Annotated in this window: 19 protein-coding genes and 1 pseudogene; 8 read left to right on the top strand and 12 right to left on the bottom strand. The window is 67.6% G+C overall.

All coding sequences use genetic code 11. The annotated features are described in order from the left end of the window. Positions 1–446: 446 nt before the first annotated feature. Complete coding sequence (locus HUW62_RS35220) at positions 447–1,355, bottom strand: oxidoreductase (RefSeq protein ID WP_176436914.1); 909 nt, start codon at positions 1,353–1,355, stop codon at positions 447–449. Between the two features lie 89 nt (positions 1,356–1,444). Here HUW62_RS35220 and HUW62_RS35215 point away from each other — a divergent pair, with 89 nt between their 5' ends. Beyond that, positions 1,445–2,050, top strand: a complete 606-nt coding sequence (locus HUW62_RS35215; protein ID WP_163866690.1) for a TetR/AcrR family transcriptional regulator — start codon at positions 1,445–1,447, stop codon at positions 2,048–2,050. Between the two features lie 34 nt (positions 2,051–2,084). On the opposite strand, the gene HUW62_RS35210 is transcribed toward HUW62_RS35215, so the two are convergent. Beyond that, positions 2,085–2,291, bottom strand: a complete 207-nt coding sequence (locus HUW62_RS35210) for a hypothetical protein (RefSeq protein WP_163866691.1) — start codon at positions 2,289–2,291, stop codon at positions 2,085–2,087. A 652-nt stretch (positions 2,292–2,943) separates the two neighbouring features. Beyond that, positions 2,944–3,687, bottom strand: a complete 744-nt coding sequence (locus HUW62_RS35205) for a hypothetical protein (protein ID WP_176436913.1) — start codon at positions 3,685–3,687, stop codon at positions 2,944–2,946. Between the two features lie 161 nt (positions 3,688–3,848). On the opposite strand from HUW62_RS35205, the gene HUW62_RS35200 reads away from it, so the two are divergent. Further along, positions 3,849–4,415, top strand: coding sequence for a DUF1993 domain-containing protein (locus tag HUW62_RS35200; protein WP_163866693.1), 567 nt, complete (start codon positions 3,849–3,851; stop codon positions 4,413–4,415). Here the strand turns inward: HUW62_RS35200 and HUW62_RS50150 are convergent. The 4 genes from HUW62_RS50150 to HUW62_RS35180 form a co-directional block, all read right to left on the bottom strand. Next, positions 4,369–4,665 (bottom strand): helix-turn-helix domain-containing protein, encoded by a 297-nt coding sequence (locus HUW62_RS50150; protein WP_176436912.1) that lies wholly within the window; start codon positions 4,663–4,665, stop codon positions 4,369–4,371. The genes HUW62_RS35200 and HUW62_RS50150 overlap by 47 nt on opposite strands. 68 nt (positions 4,666–4,733) lie before the next feature. Then, complete coding sequence (locus HUW62_RS35190; protein ID WP_176436911.1) at positions 4,734–5,027, bottom strand: hypothetical protein; 294 nt, start codon at positions 5,025–5,027, stop codon at positions 4,734–4,736. 120 nt (positions 5,028–5,147) lie between these two features. Beyond that, complete coding sequence (locus HUW62_RS35185) at positions 5,148–5,717, bottom strand: DUF1629 domain-containing protein (protein WP_176436910.1); 570 nt, start codon at positions 5,715–5,717, stop codon at positions 5,148–5,150. A gap of 19 nt (positions 5,718–5,736) precedes the next feature. Continuing rightward, positions 5,737–5,937 carry a hypothetical protein gene (locus tag HUW62_RS35180; protein ID WP_176436909.1) on the bottom strand — a complete coding sequence of 67 codons (201 nt, stop codon included), beginning with the start codon at positions 5,935–5,937 and terminating at the stop codon, positions 5,737–5,739. 187 nt (positions 5,938–6,124) lie between these two features. Between HUW62_RS35180 and HUW62_RS35175 the strand changes: the two genes are divergently transcribed. Beyond that, positions 6,125–6,562 (top strand): DUF1801 domain-containing protein, encoded by a 438-nt coding sequence (locus HUW62_RS35175; RefSeq protein ID WP_176436908.1) that lies wholly within the window; start codon positions 6,125–6,127, stop codon positions 6,560–6,562. Between the two features lie 27 nt (positions 6,563–6,589). Here the strand turns inward: HUW62_RS35175 and HUW62_RS48180 are convergent, their stop codons facing one another. Genes HUW62_RS48180 through HUW62_RS48170 form a run of 3 tightly spaced genes read right to left on the bottom strand, consistent with a single transcriptional unit; the run spans position 6,590 to position 7,811 of the window. Then, positions 6,590–7,147, bottom strand: a complete 558-nt coding sequence (locus tag HUW62_RS48180; RefSeq protein ID WP_368670552.1) for a CapA family protein — start codon at positions 7,145–7,147, stop codon at positions 6,590–6,592. After that, positions 7,122–7,640 carry a CapA family protein gene (locus HUW62_RS48175; protein ID WP_368670553.1) on the bottom strand — a complete coding sequence of 173 codons (519 nt, stop codon included), beginning with the start codon at positions 7,638–7,640 and terminating at the stop codon, positions 7,122–7,124. The genes HUW62_RS48180 and HUW62_RS48175 overlap by 26 nt, the downstream gene beginning before the upstream one ends. Positions 7,641–7,661: 21 nt before the next feature. Beyond that, positions 7,662–7,811: a hypothetical protein gene (locus HUW62_RS48170; RefSeq protein ID WP_205522680.1), complete on the bottom strand. Its 150-nt coding sequence runs from the start codon at positions 7,809–7,811 to the stop codon at positions 7,662–7,664. 233 nt (positions 7,812–8,044) lie between these two features. Between HUW62_RS48170 and HUW62_RS35165 the strand changes: the two genes are divergently transcribed. From HUW62_RS35165 to HUW62_RS35155, 3 genes are read left to right on the top strand one after another with little or no spacing between them, the layout of a single operon-like run. After that, positions 8,045–13,192, top strand: a complete 5,148-nt coding sequence (locus tag HUW62_RS35165; protein WP_176436907.1) for a non-ribosomal peptide synthetase — start codon at positions 8,045–8,047, stop codon at positions 13,190–13,192. Continuing rightward, entirely contained in the window at positions 13,189–14,703 is a 1,515-nt protein-coding gene (locus HUW62_RS35160) for a condensation domain-containing protein (protein WP_176436906.1), read from the top strand. The genes HUW62_RS35165 and HUW62_RS35160 overlap by 4 nt, the downstream gene beginning before the upstream one ends. Next, positions 14,700–15,899 carry a cytochrome P450 gene (locus HUW62_RS35155; protein ID WP_176436905.1) on the top strand — a complete coding sequence of 400 codons (1,200 nt, stop codon included), beginning with the start codon at positions 14,700–14,702 and terminating at the stop codon, positions 15,897–15,899. The genes HUW62_RS35160 and HUW62_RS35155 overlap by 4 nt, the downstream gene beginning before the upstream one ends. A gap of 304 nt (positions 15,900–16,203) precedes the next feature. Here HUW62_RS35155 and HUW62_RS35150 read toward each other — a convergent pair whose 3' ends face one another. Next, a complete protein-coding gene (locus HUW62_RS35150) occupies positions 16,204–18,135 on the bottom strand; it encodes a hypothetical protein (RefSeq protein ID WP_176436904.1) in 1,932 nt (643 codons plus the stop codon). A 219-nt stretch (positions 18,136–18,354) separates the two neighbouring features. Between HUW62_RS35150 and HUW62_RS49180 the strand changes: the two are divergent. Both HUW62_RS49180 and HUW62_RS35145 read left to right on the top strand, forming a co-directional pair. After that, positions 18,355–18,456 (top strand): annotated as a pseudogene (locus HUW62_RS49180) (IS5/IS1182 family transposase); the annotation flags it as partial. Positions 18,457–18,472: 16 nt separating this feature from the next. Then, positions 18,473–19,123, top strand: a complete 651-nt coding sequence (locus tag HUW62_RS35145) for a TetR/AcrR family transcriptional regulator (protein WP_163866702.1) — start codon at positions 18,473–18,475, stop codon at positions 19,121–19,123. A gap of 107 nt (positions 19,124–19,230) precedes the next feature. Here the strand turns inward: HUW62_RS35145 and HUW62_RS35140 are convergent. Then, positions 19,231–20,179 (bottom strand): nitrilase-related carbon-nitrogen hydrolase (locus HUW62_RS35140; protein WP_217911734.1); only part of this gene is annotated, 949 nt, incomplete at its 5' end.

The raw sequence follows: 20,179 nt of genomic DNA, 5'->3' as shown, positions 1-20,179 counted from the left end.
GGTCCGCTGGGGTGCAGGGTTCGCCGGCTGCCCGGTGTGCGGGGCGACGTTGTTGTTGGGGGGGCGGTAGCTGGGCGACGTGGGAGGATTGCTCAATTTGGGAATTCGGCTGGGCATGGGACTCTCTCGGACGGAAATGGGGGGACGCAGACTCCGGACGCCTGCACGAAAGGAATTGTCGTCCGGCCGCGCTCCGCGTCCTCATGCCCCGAGGTCCAGGGGGGCCGATGTTCGTGCGACAGTGTCTTGCTCCAGGGGATGGGGCCTTCACGCTTCGTTGGTCGCCTCGTGGGCCTGGCCCCTCAGCGCGTAGGGCGTTCCCCCCATGCAATCCAGGTCCCTGGCCACCCCATGACGACTTCAATCCTTCGAACCTGCCTCACCGGTGCCTCCGTGTGCCTGGTTCTTTCCGCCTGTGCCACGAGCCCGCAGCGCCCGGTGCCCTATCAAGTCGCCTTGGCGAACGACGGGTAGTACACGCCCGTCAGCCGCTCCGAGGCCTCCCAGAGCGCACGTGCCGTCACCTCATCGCGAGCGCGCTTGGGGAACTTCGAGGGTGCCGGAGGCCCGACCAGGCCGAAGCGAGCACCAGGGTGGAAGTAGTCGCCCCCCTTCACGTCCGGCATGGTCGCCGCGTAGAGCGAGGGCAAGGCGCCCCCTGCCGCCGACTGTCCGAAGAGCCGCGTGAGGCGCGCGACGAAGTCCTGCTTCTGGAGCCCCGTGGCGCTCGCGCCCGGCTCGGCCGCCGTGCTGATGAGCCCCGTCGCGCCCGCGCGCCGGTCCAGCTCCAGCATGAACAACAGGTTGGCGAGCTTGGAGTTCCCATACGTCCCCATGGGCGAGTAGTGCTTCTCGCTCTGGAGGTTCGTCAGGTCGAACTTCCCCCAGTACGCCGCGGTGCTGCTCACCGTGACGACGCGGGGCGCGCGGCTGGCGGCCAGCGCTGGCATCAACAGCCCCGTCAGCGCGAAGTGGCCCAGGTGGTTGGTTCCGAACTGGAGCTCGAAGCCATCCGCCGTCGCCTGCCGCTTCGGCACGGCCATCAACCCCGCGTTGTTCACCAGCAGATCGAGCGTCGGCATGGCCGTCCGCGCCCGCTCGGCGAACGCGCGGACGGAGGAGAGGCTCGCCAGGTCCAACTTCTCCAGCGAAAAGCTCGCCTCGGGCGCCTCGGCGCGCAGCCGCTCCAGCGCGGCCTGCCCCTTCTGGACGTCCCGGCAGGCGACCATGACCTCGACCCCCGCCCGCCCCAGCTCCAGGGCGGTGAAGTACCCGATGCCGCTGTTCGCCCCCGTGACGATGGCCGTCTTGCCCTCCAGCCGGGGGATGTCCCGAGTGCTCCAGTTCTTCTTCATGGCTCCACCTCGTAGAAAGTAAACGATGGTTTACTTGCCAAGGTTGTGGGCCGGGGTATTTTTTGTCAACACTCGTTTACTTCGTGCCCATGACCGACAGACGCCGATCCACCACCAGGTCCCCGGCCCGCCGCCCCAAGGCCGCGGGGAGGCAGCGCGACGCGGAGCAGACGCGGGCGGACCTGTTGCGAGCGGGGCGGATGGCCTTCGCGACGCGGGGCTATGCGCAGGCGGGCATGAGGGAGATCGCCACGGCGGCGGGTGTCACGCCCGCGCTGGTGGTCCGGTACTTCGGCTCCAAGAAGGAGCTGTTCCGGGAAGCCATCGGGCACGACGTGGGGCTGTCGGGCTTCTTCGCGGCGGATCGGAAGGACTTCGGCCGCCACGTGGTGCAGTACCTGATGAGCAAGCCCGTGCCCGAGGCGGACACGCTGGCGATGCTGCTGCTGTCGGCGGGGGACGCCGAGGTGCGTGACCTCGTGACGACGCTGCTGGAGGAGCGGCTGACGCGCCCGCTCGCCCAGTGGCTGGGACCCCCGAAGGCGGAGTCACGAGCGGCGCTGCTGCTCGCTCTCTTCTGTGGCGTGTGGACCTTCCGGAGCATGGTGCCGATGAAGCCGTTCGCCGGGACGTTGGACGCGGCCACGGCCGCGATGCTCGCGGCCATGCTCCAGGACCTCGTCGACGGCGGCTGACCGCTCGGCGCTCAGTGCCGAGGGGACCAGGTGCTCATTTGCCAACGAGCTGTCCAATGATCGCATGGACGCTCTGCTGATCCTCGGCGCTCAAGGAGTAGATAGCGGCATCCAACTCATCGATTGCCACGCGATAGGATTGAAAGTCTCCGGTGTCGTTCGCCTTCTGGGCCTTGTCGATGGCGAGATGGATTTGCCCCACCTGAGGCTTGTCGGCAAGTGTCACGTCAATGGCGAGCATGAATGCTTCGCTTTGTGCCGTCACGAGGTCCAACGTTTGTGACTGGGACAGTTGCTGACCCGAGCCGCCCGACGACTTGCAGATCGGGGTCCCAAAAAGGAGATTGCACCTGCAGCTGCAGTTTGGACCGTTCGCGGAGCAGCTGCCCGCAATGCAAGTGATGGAACATGAGGTTTGACTCAGCGCTTGGGTGGGAGCCAATGCCCCCAGGAGCATTGCAAGCGTCGGAAGGACTGCGATCATCAAGCGGCGGTCGTGCATGAGGAACCTCTCGGGTCGTAGGGGTTGACTGCTCGATAGAAGGGCCGCACGCTCAATCACCTACAGTCCTTCGCTACAGAGCTGGCAGTGGGGTGCGCCCTCTGACCAGACCTATCACGTGTTCATCGAATCCGTGTCAGGTGCCCTTCAAACGAGAAGCTTCTCTCCGCGGGCGGTCGCGATGGAAGCTGCCTTCGTGCGGCAGATACCCTCCTCAACCCGTCCGACGAAGGCAGTGTCGGATGTGCCCCACCTGATTGTGGAGACACCAGATGGGGAGTCATCAGGCTGCTTGCGGTTGCACGAGTTCCCGCCGGGCCTGACTGGGTGTCGGGTGGGCCGGGTGGCCCACGGTAGCGCGGCGGGTGTCGTCCTCGGGATGGAGCGTGGCTCAGTACATCTTCAGGTCATACCCCGCGGTGGGACGCCAGTCGGAGCCCGCGGGGATGTTGCGCACGTCCGTGACCTTCACCGCATAGACGCCAGGCGTCACGTTGACGGCCGTCCGGTACGTCCTACAGGTGGGCGTGAGGTCCGAGCAGACCAGCGTGCTGGTGCTGGTGAGGAGCGCGCCCAGGGTGCGGGTGGGGTAATCGTACGCATAGACATCCAGGCGCAGACTGACGTCGTAGCGCAGGTTGTAGGCCTCCACGGTCATCAACTGGTTGATGTTCGTGGCTCCAAGCACCCAGTCCACATCCCCCGCACGGTGGGACGTGTGCCCGAGCTGAGGGTTTCCCAGGTACGAAGAGGCCGTGGTGTGGGAGTTGTCGTTCTCGTACGAGTCCGGAGGCGCGAGCAGGCAGTTGGGAGGCGGGCTGAACCCGCCACTGACGCAGACGTTGCCCGTGCAGTTGCAGCCGGTGGTGCAGTCGGCCCCGGTGGTGCAGGCCCGCACGGGTGCGGCATCGCAGTGGCTCTGGGGCGGAAGCGGGTTGAACCCTCCCGGGACGCAGACGCCATCGGTGCACCTGCAGTTGGTCCGGCAATCGAGTGTGCCGACACAGGCCCGCAGCTCCGCTTCCTGCTCCGACAGGATCTCCGACTCGCTCGTGGACTGGGGTGCCTCCTCCACGTTTCCACAGGCCACGACCAACAACGCCATGACAGCAATGCCGCAACGAAAGACGTTCACGGTACTCTCCTTGGAAGAGACTCCTCAATGGCACGACACCCGCCAAGGGTGGGAGTCTTTTTTTGACTCGCGGCGAGCACGGCCTCAACCAGTCGAAGGCGACCACGAGTCCCGGGCCCTCGCATTGACTCTGGTGGCATTGATGTGGTGAAGGATGGGCCATGTCTTTGAACGCCTACGACCTATCTGCTGGCCTGTTCATCCGCGGACTGGCCAACTTGAAAACGCAGTTGGCGAAGGCCGAAGCCCATGTCGCCGCCAGTGGCAGCGGTGAAGCGGCGTTGCTGGACGCGCGACTCGCCGCGGAAGGGCTCATGCACGGCGTTGCGAGTCACGCGCCAGCTGACCTGCACATGTACACGCTCGCCGCTCAAGTCCACTGGGCCGCGGAGGGAGCCAGGTTGGCCATCGCGCAGTTGCTGGGTGCGCCGCGGGTGCCGGCCGCGAACGATGCAAAGAGCTTCGCGGATCTGCACCAGCGGCTCGATGCGACGATTGCCTCTCTTCGAGAGCTCTCGCCAGGCGACCTCGAAGCCGGCCTCGAACGAGAAATCGTGATCGAGCACCGCCGTGGCTCGATGCGCTCCAGTGGCCGCCAGTTCCTGATCGCATTCGCGATCCCCCACTTCTTCTATCATGTGACCACCGCCTACGGCATCTTGCGAAACCAAGGCGTGAGACTCACCATGGGCGACTTTCTGGGCAACTGGGGGGACGCGTTGAGTTGAACTCCGCCACCCGCTCAGCGCTGAGTACACGGGCGGCGGCCTTCGTGGCGGACGAGAAGTTCCACCCAGTCGTCCGCGCTCCCGCCGCAGGCGCCGCTCGCCCGCAGCGCCTCGGTCCGGGGGTTGAAGACGTTCTCGACGGCCAGGACCTGGCCGGGAGCATTGTTGCGGTGAATCGAGTCAGCGAGGCCCGGGAGATGCCCAACCGGCTGGCGGCGGCCTTGCGGTCCCAGCCGCTCTCGCGCAGCACGGACCGCGGCTCCCGCACTTCGATTTCCGAGGCCTTGTCTTTGCTGACTGCTGATAAAGACGTGGAGCTCACTTCAGCGGAACATCGCAGGAGTTCCGGTAGGTGTAGATGGAATAGGTCGTGGCGTGCCCATACGTCCACCGGTTGTTCTCGCCGCAGAAGCACAACCACTCGCCCACGACATTGCGCATCTCCGGCTCACTGTAGAAGAGTCGCTGGTACTCTTCATTGCCGCAGGGAACCAACGCGTCCTCGCGAGAGTCGGTCTGGGAGGGCTCCTCCACTCCCACGACCTCTCCACCGCAACCCGTCATCAGTCCTGCCACGACAACCACGCTTCGAGCGAAACGCTTCAGTTGCATGAGGTCTCCGAGTCGAGCTTCAGGGTTGTGCTCGCCGCTCAAGCTAGCACATTCCGCTCGGAGGCCAGAGGGCCTCGCCCGCCTGCATCCCCAGCCTGAGCGCGACTCACGAACTCCAGTTCAGACTTCCTCGAAGTCTGCTCCCGTGACCTTGGCTCTCTCCAGGAGCCCCTTGATGTCCTCCGAGACGATGAGCGCGTCGGACCAACCCCAGATGCGAAACACCTGGAAGTGGCCGACCTTCCTGGGGTCAATCCGCATCCCGATGACGCTGCGGTAGTGGCCAAGCTTGTCCGGTTGCCCATCCTCTGGTTTCCAGGCCTGTATCTCTTGCGATGCCTTGTCATCGATGCACCGGATGAGTTTCTTGGCCACGAGAACACTGTACTCACCTGAGCCGCCTTTGACTTTCACGGGCAGGAGTTGAACTTCCAGGGAGGCATACTCCGCGAGGTGAGTTGCCATCCTCTGGTGGATCACGGGAATCCTGCCGGCGCCCGCCAGGTTGAAGTCGCGCCGACGCCCCTGCTCTCGAACCTGAAGCTTCAGGAGGTCAGGGGCCTGGACAGGCCGTCCCGAGGTGAACTCCGCCATGTCTTCCAGTTCCTTGCCCTGTCCGTCCATCAGGGGGCCCAGGGACCAGTCACCGGGCCGCACCGCTTCGTTGAGCCTGAAGTATCGAGTCCGCATGGTGGATTTCCCAACGACCTCATTCGCCGAATTTTGGGGAGGCGTGGATGGACACGCCCCACGTTGATTCCGTCTCCAGGGTCCCGGTGTTGTACGCGACGATGGCGGGCAGCGTGCAGGACACGACGAAGAGGACCCCCGATGCGACCACGGCTTTGCCTCGCGTCAACCGAGGAGCCGCGGTGGGGGCAGGGGGCGTGCTGGAGGGAGCGGACGTCATGTTCCCGCCCATCCTACCAAATGGAAGAGAGGACCCAGCGGCTCATCATGCGCATCCCTCACGTCATGACGCACTCATGACGCAGCGACCGAATCTTGGGTAGGCACACGGGTGCGCCGCGCCCCTGACGCTTCCGCTCCCGCGCGCGATTGCGTAGCGTGAGGTGTCCGAGTCGGGAGGAACGCTCATGGCCAAGAAGGTCGCAGCCAAGAAGGCGCCGGTCAAAACGCAGAAGAACAAGGCCTCCGTCGCCGAATTCATCGCCACGGTCGATGACGATGCCAGGCGCGCGGACGCCAAAGCGATTGACAAGCTGCTGCGCGAGGTCACCGGCGAGAAGCCCGCGATGTGGGGGGCGTCGATCATCGGCTATGGCTCATACAAATTGACGAACACGATGGGTGAGGCGGATTGGCCGAAGATCGGCTTCAGCCCACGCAAGGGCGCGACCGTGCTCTACATCGTGCCGGACCTCCTCGCGTCCGATCCGCTGATGGATAAGCTGGGGAAGTACAAGAACGGAAAGAGCTGCCTCTACATCAACAAGCTCGCCGACGTGGACCAGAAGGTGCTGCGCGAACTGGCCGCGCGTTCGTGGACGCACATGAACGAGAAGTACGAGTAGGAACAAGCTGCCCGACGTCTCAATGGCTCAGTCGGTTGAGGTCGAGACGAACTCGACGCACGAGGCGGGCAGTCCGGAGTCGGGCCGAGGGGTGGCCAGCCTTGTCGGAAGTTGTTCGGCCGCGCAGCAGCGTTCGAGATACGCGACCACCCGCCTGCCTTCGTCGCTGTCCGCGGACACGTGTATCGGCTCGTTGGCCGGATTGATGACCGCTGGCAGGAATCCGGCGGAGATGCGCCCGGACGGCGCGATGTGAATCACCGCCGCGCCGGTCAGCCTCGAATCCGGGTGGAACGGCAGCAGGGGGTAGCCCTCCCGGGGGCGAATCATGTACTCGCCGAACTTGCGGGCCCAGGCCGCCATCTCTTCCGGCCGTCCCACGCCCAGGTAACCGTCTTTCGCGAGGCGCTCAGTCAGGTTCGGCAGGTCGAACACATAGTGTCCCAGGCCGTAGAAGATGGGCTTTCCGGAATGGAATTCGACACCGCGGAGCATGTGATGATGGTGGCCCACGACGACGTCGGCCCCGTGGTCGATGGCGAGCCGGGCCGTCCGTCGTTCATGGTCGGTCAGCGAATACGGCACGGTGGAGTCGCCCCAGTGAAAGCTGGCGACGACGATGTCTGCCTTCGCGCGTGGCTTCGGTGAGGCTGTGGATGAACGCCTTCTGGTCCTCGACCAGCGGCTCGGTGCTCACCACGGGGGCCATGCCCGGATTCCATACGTTCAGATCCACGGGCGTGTACCGGGTGTGTGCACGGAAGGGAGCCAGACCGGGGACACCCGGGCGCGCCTCATAGCCGTAGGGAAAGACGGAGCTGAAGGCCAGAAAGGCCAGCCGTGTTCCATTGCGCTCCAGATACACGGGCGCGGTGGCCTCCGCGAGATTCGCGCCCGCGCCCACCGTGGCGATGTCCAGGTCAGCCAATGTCCGGCGCATGGACAAGAGCGCGGCATGTCCCCCGTCGAGACTGTGGTTGTTGGCCAATGACATGATGTCGAAGCCCGCCTTGGCCAATGGGGCGGCGTTCGCCGCGGGCGCCGTGAGCGTCGAGCCGGCGCTGGGGGCACGATGGATGCCGTCGCTGAAGACGCCCTCTCAGTTGCCGAAGACGACGTCACCGGAGCGCAGGACGTCGCGGGCGGAGTGGAAGGCCGTCGCCGGGTCGTCGCGGTCCACGAAGACATCGCCCACGGCGAAGAGCGACAGCCCGAGTCCAGGGGGATGCGCGATGTTGTTCGAGGCCACGGTGCACTCCTACATCCTGCGCGTATGCGTTCCTCGCGCCTTCTACCAGAGGAGGGTTCCACGGATGCTCATTCGCTGTAGGACAATGCCCGGGCGTCCATGAGGCCAGGGCCCGTTCCATTCAAGTCTGTCGCAGTGGAATTTCGCGTGTTAGGGCTCCGGGGGAGCGAGCTGTGCCGGAGGGCCCCTCCGCGCGGCAGCCGCGAGGTATGTCATTGCTTCCAGGAGCTCCCTTGCCCCCCACGCCCCCGTCCGCCCTGGTGACAGGAACCGAGTACGAACGCCTGCTCTCCAGCCTCCGTCTGAAGAGTCCCTGGGCGCTCGAGGGCCACACCCCGGAGGAGGCGCGGAGGGTGCTGGATGGCGGAGCGCAGGCTGCCCGCGTGCGGGGCGCAAGGGTCGACCATGGACCGTGGCGCTCGGTGGTGGACGTCATCGCCGAGCAGTGCCGGCGGCATGCCGACCGCGTCGCGCTCTCGGAGGGTGGCTCTGAAACCACCTATGCGCGGTTGGAGGAGCGGACGTGTGCCCTGGCCGCCAGCCTGCGGGCCCGGGGCATCGGGCGCGGAGACGTGGTCGCGGTGGTGCTGGAGCGGGGCCCTGCCTTCGTCGAGCTCGCCATCGCCGTCTGGCGCGTGGGTGCGGCCTATCTGCCCCTGGCGCCGTCACATCCCCAGGTGTGGCGCGAGGACATCGTTCGCAGGGTCGGCGCGGCGCTCGTGGTGGGTTCGCCCGCCAGCGAGGTGCCGGGAGTGTCTTTCCTGGATGCTTGTGCCGACGTGGGCTCCGGCGTGACGGCCGTGGAGGACACGGCGCTGGTCCCGGAGGACCTCGCCTACATCATCTGCACGTCGGGCTCGACGGGCGAGCCCAAGCTGGTGATGACCGAGCATCGCGGCGTCGCCAACCTCCTCCATGCGCAGCGGGACTTCCTGGGCGCGTTGGGGCCGGACACGCGGGTGCTGCAGTTCTTCCACCCGTCGTTCGATGCCTCCCTGTTCGACCTGTTGATGGCGCTGCCCAACGGAGGCCGGCTGGAGACGCTGGATGCGTCGCCGCTCTCCGGTGCGCCGCTGGCCCACGTGCTGGTGGACCGGCGCATCACCCACGCGGTGTTGCCCGCGACAGTCCTTCGCACGCTGCAACCGGGCGGCTTCCACGACCTCCAGGTGGTGATGAGCACCGGGGATGTGTGCCTTCCGGAGACGGCCCGGCAGTGGGGCGCGCACCACCGCTTCGTCAACGGCTATGGCCCGACGGAGGTGACGGTGGCCAGCACGCTCCATGTGGTGCGCGCCGTGGAGGGGGAGCGCGTGCCCATTGGCCGCCCCCTCTCCAATTACCACGGGGTCATCCTCGATGAGCAACTGCGCCTCGTCCCCGACGGGGTGCCGGGTGAGCTGTGCATTGGCGGGGAGGGTGTCGGGCGCGGGTATCTGGGGCGGCCCGCCCTGACCGCCGAGCAGTTCATTCCGGATGCGTTCGGTCCGGTGCCGGGAGGGCGGCTGTACCGCAGTGGCGATTTGGGCCGGTGGTTGCCGGACGGCACACTGGAGTTCCTGGGCCGGCGCGACGACCAGGTGAAGATTCGCGGCGCACGCATCGAGCTGGGCCAGGTGGAAGCGGCCCTGGCCGCGCTGCCGGACGTGCGGGACGCGGTCGCCCTCATCGACGACACGCGGGAGCGCCTGCTGGGCTACGTGATGCCCGCCACCGGAGCAGCACTGTCCGGCGACGTGGTGCGCGCGGAGCTTGGACGCAGGCTTCCCGGCTACCTGGTGCCGGATGTCGTGGTCGTGGTGGAGGCCTGGCCCCTGAACACCAGCGGCAAGGTGGACCGGGCGCGACTGCCTCGCCCCCCACGCGCGGAGCGGACGGACTACCAGCCACCCGAGTCGCCCGGCGAAGTGGCGCTGGCGGCCATCGCCGCGGCGCTGCTCGGGATGGAGCGGGTGGGGCGTGATGACAACCTGTTCGAGCTGGGAGGACACTCGCTGTTCGCCACCCAGCTCGTGGCCCGCGTGCAGCGTGTGATGGGCGCGCGGTTGGAGTTGAGCGAGGTGCTCCAGGCCCCCACGGTGGCCCGGCTCGCGGCGCGCTTGCAGGAGGCGCGGGGTGGGGTGGACCTGGGCCCTCGGAGCGGCGGCGCGGGAATGGCGCTCACGCCTTCGTTTGGCCAGGAGCGGGTGTGGTTGATGCACAAGCTCAACCCGGACGCGCGGGCCTACCACACGCAGGCGGTGTTCCGTCTCGCGGGTGCGTTGGACTTCGCCGCGCTGCAGGCGAGCCTCTCCGACATCGTGCGTCGCCACGACGTGATGCGCTCCCGCTTCCCCGAAGTGGATGGAGAGCTGCGGTGTGAGCTGGAAGCCCCGTGGGAGGTGGAGCTCTCCCTCCAGGACTTCAGCGGCGTGGACGAGGCGCTGCTGGCCACCCGGGTGGCGGAGGCCGTCCGGGACGCGGTGCAGGCCCCGTTCGCGCTCGCCGAAGGCCGGCCCTTCCGCTGGCGGCTGTTGCGATTGGGTGCGCAGGAGCACCTCTTCGTGCACGTCGAACACCACATCGTGCATGACGGCTGGTCCTTCAACGTCTTCGTGCGCGAGCTGCTCAACGGCTACGCCGAACATGTCCGCCACGGCGAGGTGCGGCGCCCCGCGCTGGCGGTGCAGTACTACGATTACGCGCGCTGGCAGCGGGAGTGGGTGGGGACCGAGGCCGCAGCGGCGCAGCGCCGCTTCTGGCGTCAGGAATTGGAGGGCGCGGAGACCCGGCTCCAGCTCCCCCGCCGTGCTGCTCCCAATGGAAGACGGTTTCGTGGGGTGGCGCCCCGGGTGGAGCTGGACGGAGAGCTCGCGCGCCGCCTCCAGGCCCTGGCGGACCGCAACCACGCGTCCCTCTTCACCACGCTCCTCTCCGCGTACTTCGTCCTCCTGCACCGGTACACCGGCTCGCGGGATTTGCTCGTCGGCTCCTCGGTCGCCAACCGGCGCTGGCAGGACACCGAGGGCATGCTGGGCATGTTCATCAACAACGTCGTGCTGCGGGGCCGGCTGGACGGCGACCCTTCGTTCGAGGAGTTCCTGGCGAGGATGCGGCGCACCACGCTGGAGGCCTATGACCACCAGGAGCTGCCCTATGAGCAGATCTTCGCGCAGTCGCCCGCGCGGCATCAGGGTGGCTTCAACCCGTTGATACAGACGATGTTCAACTTCCACGACTCGTCGGTGGGCACGCTCGACGCGTCACCCCTCGACGTCTCCTTCGTGGAGGGACTGGGCAACGGCTCGGCCAAGTTCGAGCTGTCCGTCGTCGCGGTGCCGCTCTACTCCGAACCGGGGCACATCCAACGGCTGGGCGGGGACGTGGTGAGCATTCCCCGGTCCGAGGCCCCCGTGCGCTCCAGTCCACGCTCCTCCCTGAGCGGCATCCTGCTCTCGTGGGAGTTCGACTCCGACCTCTTCGAGGACTTCTTCATCACCGGCATGCTGTCCGCGTATCAGCAGCTCTTGCGCTCCATCACAGACGCGCCGGACACCCGCGTGTCCAGGTTGTCGCTGATGAACGACGCGGACCGGCGCGCGCTCGTCAGCGTGGGCCCACGCCAGGAGGCTCCTTGCTACCGGGTGACCGAGCTGTTCGCCTGGTGGACCCGCCGCGCGCCCGACGCCCCCGCGGTGAGGTCCGCCGACGGCGTGCTGACCTATGCCGAGCTGACGCGTCGGGCGGAGCACCTGGCGCACCACCTGCGCGACCTGGGCGTCGGTCGTGGGGCGCTCGTGGCGGTGTGCATCCCCCGCTCGGCGGAGTTGGTCGTGGCCCAACTGGGAATCCTCATGGCGGGGGCGGCCTTCTTGTCACTGGACCCAGTCGCTCCTCCGGCCTGGCTGGAGCCGCTGATGCAGGAGGCCGGGGCCCATGCCCTCGTCACCACGGCGGCGCTGGCGGGTCGGCTCAACGGCCTGCCCACTGTCGTGCTGGATGAAATGCCCCCGGCGTCGTCCGGGCCGCCGCTGCCGGAGGGGAGTCCGTCGGACCTCGCGTATGTCCTCTACACGTCCGGGTCGACGGGCAAGCCCAAGGGCGTTCAAATCGAGCATCAGTCGGTCGTGTCCTTGCTGTACCGGACGGCCCTGGCCGAGGACCTGGGTCCTGGCAAGACGATGCTGGCGATGGCGTCGGTGACCTTCGATATCTCGGTGCTGGAGGTCTGGGGCGCGCTGCTCAACGGCGCCGCGGTCCACTTCCTGCCGCCGGGCTGGGATGTGCCGGGGCTGGCCCGCTGTCTCATCGACCAGCGAATCACGCATGCGGTGATTCCCCCCGTGGTGCTGCCCCGGTTGGCGGCCGACGCGCCGGAGGCCTTCGCCGCCCTGGACCGCGTGGTGGTGGGCGGGGATGTCTTCCCCCTGGAGGCGTTCCGCACGCTCGAGCGCGGAGGCTTCACGAAGCTGACGAACGGCTACGGCCCCACGGAAATCACCGTCATGGCCAGCGGACACCGGCTCGACGACGGGCTCGACTCCGAAGCCACCCACGTGCCCATCGGGCGACCGCTGTTCAATGCGCACCTCGTGGTGCTCGACGCGCACGGGCAGGTGGCTCCGCCGGGTGCAGTGGGGGAGCTCTGCATCGGTGGGGCTGGTCTCGCGAGGGGCTACCGCGACCAGCCGAGCCTCACCGCCGAGCGGTTCGTGCCGGACCCCTTCGGCTCACATCCGGGTGCGCGGCTCTATCGCAGTGGGGACCTGGCCCGGTGGCTGCCCGGAGGCGTCATCGAGTTCCTGGGCCGCCGTGATGAACAGGTGAAGGTCCGTGGCGTCCGGGTGGAGTTGGCCGAGGTGCGTGCCGTCCTGGCCGCGCATCCCGGCGTGGTGGATGCCCTCGCGCGTGTCGACTCGCGCGGGGGGGAGCCTTGCCTCGTGGGCTATGTCGTGGCCGGGTCGGCGACCCCGGTGTCGGCGCAGGCCGTGCGCGAGGACCTGGCGCGCAGGGTGCCGGCGCATCTGGTGCCTTCGGAGGTCGTCGTCCTGGAGTCCTGGCCGCTGACTCCGAACGGGAAGGTGGACCACTCGCGGCTGCCCACGACCGACCGGCGCCCGGACGCGCCCTACACGGCGCCGAGGACCGAGGCCGAGGTCCGCGTCGCGGCGGTGGTCTCCGAGCTCCTGGGCGCAAGCCGGGTGGATGTCCATGAGAGTCTGCTCGCGCTCGGCATGCATTCGTTGCAGGCGATGCGGCTGGCCTCCCGGCTGAGCCGGATGGTGGGACGGGAGGTCGGACTCGCTACGATTCTCACCGGGCCGACCATCGCGCAACTGGCCCACGCGCTCGCCGAGGCTCCGGTCGCGAAGCCCCTCATCAAGAGGCTGCCACGCGGATGACGACCGCGTTCCCGATGTCGTTCGCCCAGCAGCGACTGTGCTTCCTGCACCGGATGGACCCCACCGGGGCGGCCCACTCCACCGTTCGCTGCCACCGCGTGACGGGGCCCCTGGACCCACGAGCCCTGCGGGAGGCCCTGGACGTGCTGGTGGCCCGGCACGAACCGCTGCGCACCGTCTTCCCGCTGGGGACGCTGCAGCAGGTGTCCGCGGAAGGGCAGGGGCATGTCCGCTTCCTGGAGGTCGCGACGGAGGCCGAGGCCCTGCGACACGCGCACGAGGAGGCGGCCCGGCCGTTCGACCTGGAGCACGGTCCCTTGCTGCGGCTCACCGTGATTCGGCTGGAGCCCCGGACGCACGTGCTCGTCTTCGCCGTGCACCTGCTGGTGGCGGACGGCGCATCGCTCCAGGTCTTCACCGAGGAGCTGGCCCTCGTGTACCGGGCGGCGCTCCTGGGAGACTCCGCCGTTCTGCCCGAGCTGCCCGTGCAGTACGTGGACTGGGCCGCATGGCAGCGCGAGCAGCTCACCGCCGAGCGGCGTGAAGCGCTGTCACGCTGGTGGAGGGAGCAGCTGTCGGGCGTCCCCCTGTTCCTGGACCTCGTCTCCCCGCGTCCGGTGCTGGGGCGGGGACGGCGCATGCACCGGGTGCTGCCCGCCGCCGTCGCCCACGGCGTGCGCGCCCTCGCGAGCACCGAGCGTCAGACGGTGTTCACGGTGCTGGCCGCCGCCTGCGGCCTGGTGCTCGGGCACCGTGCGGGACGGGAGCAGGTGCTGCTGGGACTGGCCGTGGCCAACAGGGACCTGCCCGAGGTCGAGCGGGTGCTCGGGTTCTTCGTCAACACCGTCGTGCTCCAGGTGGACCTGCGCGGCGACCCCGACCTTCGCGAGCTGTTCACCCGGGTGGCGGCGGCCACGGCGGCGGCCTACGCGCACAAGGACCTGCCCTTCGAGCAGCTCGTCGCGGACCTGGCCCCGCCCAGAGACCCGACGCGGTCTCCCGTCGTCCAGGTCAACTTCGCCTACCATCCGGCGGGCACGGCGGGAGCACTGTCATTGCACGGCTGCGAGGTGACGGAGCCCCTGCTGGACCTCCCCTCCGCGAAATTCGAACTCACCCTTCGGGTGGAGGAGCGCTCCGACGGCGCGTACACCGTGTGGGCCGAGTTCGATGAGAGTCTCTTCGAGCCCGCCTTCATCGAGGGGCTGCTCGCGGCCTACGAGGAAATCTTGCGGACCGCGACGCATCATGCGCGGACATCGCTTCCGCGCTCCCCGATGGGGACGAGGGAAGAACACCTCCGTCGCATCTTCGCTGACGTGCTGAAGGTCGACTCGGTCTCTCCGGACGACGACTTCTTCCAGCGCGGCGGCCATTCCTTGCAGCTTGTCGAAGTCGCGGTCCGCATCCGGAGCGAGATGGGCCAGGACCTCAGCCTGCGCGAGCTGTACCAGCACCCCACCGTGGCGGGCGTCGCTGCCTGGCTCGAGCGAACAGGCGCACCCCGATGAGCCCTTCCTATCCCTTCCCCAAGGACTGGAGCCTCCCTTTGGAGCCTCCCGCTGAATACGAGAGGCTGCGGCAGGACGCTCCGGTCTGCCCCGTGCGGTTGTGGGACGGAAACACGCCGTGGCTGGTGAGTCGTTACAACGACGTGTTGACCGTCCTGGGAGATCCCCGGCTGGTGGCGGACTCCACACTGCCAGGGTTCCCGCACCTGTCGCCCGCGGCGGTGGCACGGCAGGGGAGGCCGCTGGCCTTCTTCCTTCGCCCTGATGCGGAGTACCGGGCGCAGCGGGCCATGCTCGTGCAGGAGTTCATGCCCCGGCGGATGGAAGCCCTGAGGCCGCGCATCCAGGCCACCGTGGACGCGGCGCTCGACGCGATGCTGGCAGGGCCGAAGCCAGTGGACCTGATGGCGGCGTTCGCGCTCCCCGTGGCCCTGCAAGTCATTGGCGATCTGCTCGGCGTGCCCCAGGACGGCGCGGAGGACCTGCATGTCCTCAGTAGGACGGTCGGCTCCCGCGCGTCCTCCCGCGAGGAGGCGAGGGCGGCCCTGATGGCCCTGGATGACTTCTTCCTGCGGTTGGTGGAGGCGAACCTGCGTGAGCCTGGCGACACGCTCATCGGTCGCGTCGTCACGGAGCAGGTGGCGACGGGAAAGCTGAGCCCTCCGGACGCGGCCTCCCTGTTCCACGCGCTGTACTACGCCGGGCACGGACCGTCCGCGTACATGTTCGGCCTGGGGACGCTGGCGCTGCTGATTCACCCCGAGCAGCTCGGGAAGTTCCGTGAGCTGGAGGACCCCGCCGCCATCACCGCGGCGGTCCAGGAGCTCCTGCGCTTCGTCAATGTCTCCCATCTCGCCCGGCAGCGCGTCGCCACGGTGGACGTCACCGTGGGCGGCCAGCTCATTCGCGCCGGGGAGGGGGTCCTCGCGCAGCCGGACTCCGCCAACCGTGACGGGACGGTCTTCGAGGAGCCGGACCGCTTGGACCTCCACCGGGAGGCGCACCGCAACTTCGCCTTCGGCCATGGCATCCACCTGTGCACGGGGCGCGCGCTGGCTCTGATTGAGTTCGAGGTGGTGTTCAAGACGCTGTTCCAGCGCATCCCCACGTCGCGGCTGGCCGTGCCGCTGGAGGAGGTTCGCTTCAAGAAGGATGAGAACCTGCTCGGCGTGCACGAACTGCCGCTGACCTGGTGACCTGTTTTCCTATTTGCCGCACGCAACCACTGCGACAGCGGCTGCTGGGATACTCCCGCCTGCTGGGCCAGTGTCGCAGCACTCGCCGCGCTTGGACCCATCATCCGCTTCAACAGATGCGCCTTGAATGCGTCTGTGTACGGCACTGCAACCGCCTGCACTCGCCCCTTCGGGTGGTCAGCTCGGCACGTCAGCCGAGGCGACAACTTCCCTGACACAGGGGGCTTCTTTGCCTCCCCGCCTGGCGCCGATGAAGTACGCCGGAGCGTGGCGAGCGAATCCCCGCCACGCTCCGGGAGAGGGCTCACAACGTCTTCACGTACTCGATGAGCGCGGTGCGCTCCGCATCGGTCAGCACGTCGGTGAACGTGTGGCCCGAGTTCGACTGGCTGAACATCCGGGTGTTGTAGATCTTGCGATCCTCGATATCCGAGTTCGAGAAAGTCGGAGCCACGATGCTGCCGAGGAGGTTCCAGGCCAGCGCGCCGTTGCCGTACAGCAGCGACAGCCCGCTCTCGATGAGCGGCGTCTCGTTTGGATCCCACGGATTGCAGTGGTTGAACGGTGAGAAGGTCAGGTTGCTGCACGGAACCGTGTCGTACTTCCACCCGACCTTGGTTGGGTCATAGGCCTTCGCGAGGTCGGTCTCGAATCCCATCACGACGCCGAACCTCGGCGACTTCGACTTACGACGCCAGATTCGCGGGCGGTCCGACGACTTGAGCAAGCTCCAGAGGTCAGGCACCGAGCCGTTGTGGAAGTAGGGACCGGACGCCCAGATACCGTAGAGCGGCTGCGCGAGATAGCCGATCATGTTGTACTTTTCGGCGCACCCATCCTGACCTTCGTACCCGAAGAAGCTGTACCTGGCCTGGGTCTCGACGGCTCCGTCGTTGGCGAGCAGCCGGGCCTCATCGGTGTCGATGACGTCGATGGGCGTGACGTTGGCCGCCATGCCCTCGAACAAGGGATTGGCGAGGAAGCTCGGATCGTTCACGTAGCGCGGCGCGTAGGCTCCATGGCAGCTCGCGCACGAGCCGTTGCCGGCCTGCTGCGGCTTCGCGACCGGGTTGTTGCGGTTCGCTGCCCACAGATTGAGCGTGTGGAACAGGAGCGCCCCCTGCTCCGCGAGCGTCGTGTTGACCGGCAGAGGGTAGGCCGGCGACTTCAGACCGAGCATCCAGGTGTTCGCCTGGTACTCGTTGGCGAGAATCCAGTCGTAGCCGTCCTGGTAGTTCGGCAGTGCGGCGCCCGGCATGTACCACGAGAGCTCGATGCGCGTGGCGTCGCTGCTCATCCCGGCGTCGAAGAACTTCACCGGACGGTGCCCGAGGTTCCACCAGTTCGGCGGGTCTTCCGTGCCAGTCGAGCCGGCCGCCCAGATCTCCGGATTGAGGAAGACGCCGGGAATCGTCCCGTCAGGGTCGAAGATGGTGAGCAGGGCGAAGAGCTGGAAGTTGGTGATGTTCCCCGTGCCGCGGATGCGGTTCAGGGAGGCGAGGGTGAAGGCGGGGTTGAGGCCTCCGAACTCGCTCAACAACAGCGTCACATCGGTGAGGCCGTTGGTGCCGTGTAACCCCCCCAGGCCCGCGCCGTCGCTTGCCTTGCCAATCTGGCCGCTGTGACAGACGGAACACGTGACGCCAATCTGTCCGCTCCACGAGCCGTCGGAGTTGCGTGTCTGGGTCAGTGCCATCGGTAGCTGGCCGGAGCCACCGTTCGTGCGGTTCGGATCCTCGAACGGGAGAGGATACGGATTGCGCTGCGGGCTGAGCGGGCTGCCGTAGCGCTCGGCGGCGAGGTTGTCGAAGTCGGAAGGGCGAAACGGCAGCCCCCACCTCAGCCACAGCGCGTTGTACTGGGACGCCGACATCGACCAGAGACTCCAGGCGGAATGGCCGCTGAACTCCCAGCCGGCGTCGGGGTTTCCGTTTCCGCCGAGCAGCCGCCCTCCCGCCGCGTGGGTCGACCGCAGCTCGCCACACGTCAGCGGAGTCCGGTCCATGCACGAGTTCCACCCCACGTTGAAGACGACGTTCTTGTTCGACGTCGGCGTCACGAGTGAGCGTGGGTCGGGCGGTAAAAGCGTCGCATCGGACTTGCCCGTACAGAACTCGAACCAGTAGTGCCCTCCACGCTTGGTGCCGAGCAGGTCCGATTGAGCTGCCGCCGGTGTGCTGCCGGCACAGACAAAAAACATCGCGACGAGAACGCTTCGAGTCAGACGTGCCGCCATGACGTCCCTCCTGCTGACATTCCTGTGGGTCGGTCGGATGGGGCCTCGGTCCGACCGGGTGGGCGCGTGCTCGGAGACGTCGGTTTCCGAGTCGCACGCGGGGTATGAGCGTCTTTTCCGCGCGCCCCGGAAAGGGACATTTGTCGCGAAAGTGTCGTAGGCGACATTTGTCGCCTAATCGCCTCTTGCGAAAGCCAGGGCTGGGCGGGTGCCTGTCCGGGCGTCGAGTCAGAGGAACGACACGGCCTCTATCGCTGGGTTGTCGAGCGAGCCCTGGCCTGCAAGAACCAGCTCCGCCGACTTCGAGTCCGCGACGAACGCAATGGAGTCCAGTGCAATGACTGACGGTGCGCGTCAATCCGCCCCCAACCCAGATTTCGTGGCGCGCAAGCCGCAGCAGCAGCGCGCCAAGGTCCGGGTCGATGCCGTGCTCCAGGCGGCGGAGGAACTGCTGCTCGAATCAGGGCTTTCGGCCTTCTCCATCCCGACGCTGGCGGAACGTCTCGAGTACCCTCGCTCGACGATCTACAAGTTCTTTCCGACCCCCCAAGCCCTGCTCAACGAACTCGCGGAGCGCCAACTCGGGGCGCTGGAAGCGCACCTGTCGAGCTATGCCCAAGGCCTCGCGGGGGCCAGGAACTGGCAGGAACAGATCACGCGCATGGTTCAAGCCGCGGCGGATTTCTACCGCACGCATCCGGCGGCGCAGGTCGTCCTGCTGACCGGGCCAGTCTCCGATGTGAGCTTTCACGCGCTCGAATCCACGATAGCGCGCCTCGGCATGCGCGCGCGCAGCCTGCTCGCGACGCGCGGCATCGACATCCCGCGGGGGTCGCCGGACATCGCGGCGCTGGCGGTGGAGTTCGGCACCGCGAGCCTGCGGATGTCCTTCTACCTTCATGGCCGCATGACGAACGAATACACCCAGGCCGCGGCCGACGTGATGATTTCATTCCTGGCCATGCGGCTGGGATTGCCGCTGCGCTGATTCAGGCCCAGGCGCCCAAGGAGCGCGCGGAGGCGTTCCGCGTCCTCCATGGCGGCCGTCAACACGCCCACTCGCCCTTGGGGGCGCCTGAGACTTCAGGACCGTGCCTACTCGCGCGTGGCATCCGCCATCCGCGGCGGCGGGGACACCGTGAGGATTCCGCTCGTCCCCGGTGCGCTCCGCGCCAGCACGCGGCCGTCGGAAGACACCACCACCGCGATGCCTCCCAGCGAGGCTCGCACCGCGGGCAGCCGCAGCTCCACCGCCCGCATCACCACGCCGCCGATGGCCTGGTCCACGGCGAAGCGACTTCCAGCCAGGGGCAGATCACTGGCCAGGACCGCGAGCAGCTCTCCTCCCGCCTCCCGTCCACGCAAGGCGGTGGCGCGGCTGAAGGCCTCGTAGCAGATGAGCGGAATCACCTTCCGCCCCGCGAGGGACAGCAGCGGCCTGGCCTGGCTGGCCACGAGCGGCTCCCCTTTTCCCTGAAGCCCGAAGATGGAGCGCTCGCCGATGGGGACGAGGATGGACTTCCCTCGGGTCTCCCGCAGACGCCCGTCCGCATCAAAGGCGGCGGCGGCGTTGAAAAAACCCTCGGGCGTTCGGAGCGTCAGCCCCGCGATGGCGGGGACCGGCAGGCGCGCATCGAAGGCCTCGAGGACCTCCGGCCGTGACACACGCCCCTCGGTCCCCCGCTGGAGCCCCCGTACCGTGGACTCTGGCCAGATGAGCCGCTCCGTGGCCTCGGGCACCGACTTCGGCACCCGCACGGAAGAGGCCATGTGGACCACGCCCGTCCCCTGGAGCGCATCGTCCGCCACGGGCAGCCGGGGCAGCGCGGCCAGGGCCACCATGACGACCACGGCCGGCAGCAACAGGCGGTGCGAGCGCAGGGCCACGGCCTCTCCCACGCATACGGCGGCGAGCAGGCAGAGCACCAGCGTGGGCACCCACCCCACGAAGCCCACGGCCCTCAGGATGGGCGGCAGCATCCACTGGGAATGCAGCACGTGCGTCATGGAGAAGCCGCTCCACGCCTCCACCCCCGCCTCGCCC

This window comes from Myxococcus sp. AM011 (assembly GCF_013372595.1).
Classification (GTDB): domain Bacteria; phylum Myxococcota; class Myxococcia; order Myxococcales; family Myxococcaceae; genus Myxococcus; species Myxococcus eversor.
Note: the sequence above shows the minus strand (reverse complement) of the source record. Positions and strands in the feature narration are given on the sequence as shown.

Bases quoted from the DNA above. Each gene is read 5' to 3' on its own strand.
- HUW62_RS35220 (WP_176436914.1), bottom strand. From the start codon at position 1,355: ATGAAGAAGAACTGGAGCACTCGGGACATCCCCCGGCTGGAGGGCAAG.
- HUW62_RS35215 (WP_163866690.1), top strand. From the start codon at position 1,445: ATGACCGACAGACGCCGATCCACCACCAGGTCCCCGGCCCGCCGCCCC.
- HUW62_RS35210 (WP_163866691.1), bottom strand. From the start codon at position 2,291: ATGCTCGCCATTGACGTGACACTTGCCGACAAGCCTCAGGTGGGGCAA.
- HUW62_RS35200 (WP_163866693.1), top strand. From the start codon at position 3,849: ATGTCTTTGAACGCCTACGACCTATCTGCTGGCCTGTTCATCCGCGGA.
- HUW62_RS35190 (WP_176436911.1), bottom strand. From the start codon at position 5,027: ATGCAACTGAAGCGTTTCGCTCGAAGCGTGGTTGTCGTGGCAGGACTG.
- HUW62_RS35185 (WP_176436910.1), bottom strand. From the start codon at position 5,717: ATGCGGACTCGATACTTCAGGCTCAACGAAGCGGTGCGGCCCGGTGAC.
- HUW62_RS35180 (WP_176436909.1), bottom strand. From the start codon at position 5,937: ATGACGTCCGCTCCCTCCAGCACGCCCCCTGCCCCCACCGCGGCTCCT.
- HUW62_RS35175 (WP_176436908.1), top strand. From the start codon at position 6,125: ATGGCCAAGAAGGTCGCAGCCAAGAAGGCGCCGGTCAAAACGCAGAAG.
- HUW62_RS35160 (WP_176436906.1), top strand. From the start codon at position 13,189: ATGACGACCGCGTTCCCGATGTCGTTCGCCCAGCAGCGACTGTGCTTC.
- HUW62_RS35155 (WP_176436905.1), top strand. From the start codon at position 14,700: ATGAGCCCTTCCTATCCCTTCCCCAAGGACTGGAGCCTCCCTTTGGAG.
- HUW62_RS35150 (WP_176436904.1), bottom strand. From the start codon at position 18,135: ATGGCGGCACGTCTGACTCGAAGCGTTCTCGTCGCGATGTTTTTTGTC.
- HUW62_RS35145 (WP_163866702.1), top strand. From the start codon at position 18,473: ATGACTGACGGTGCGCGTCAATCCGCCCCCAACCCAGATTTCGTGGCG.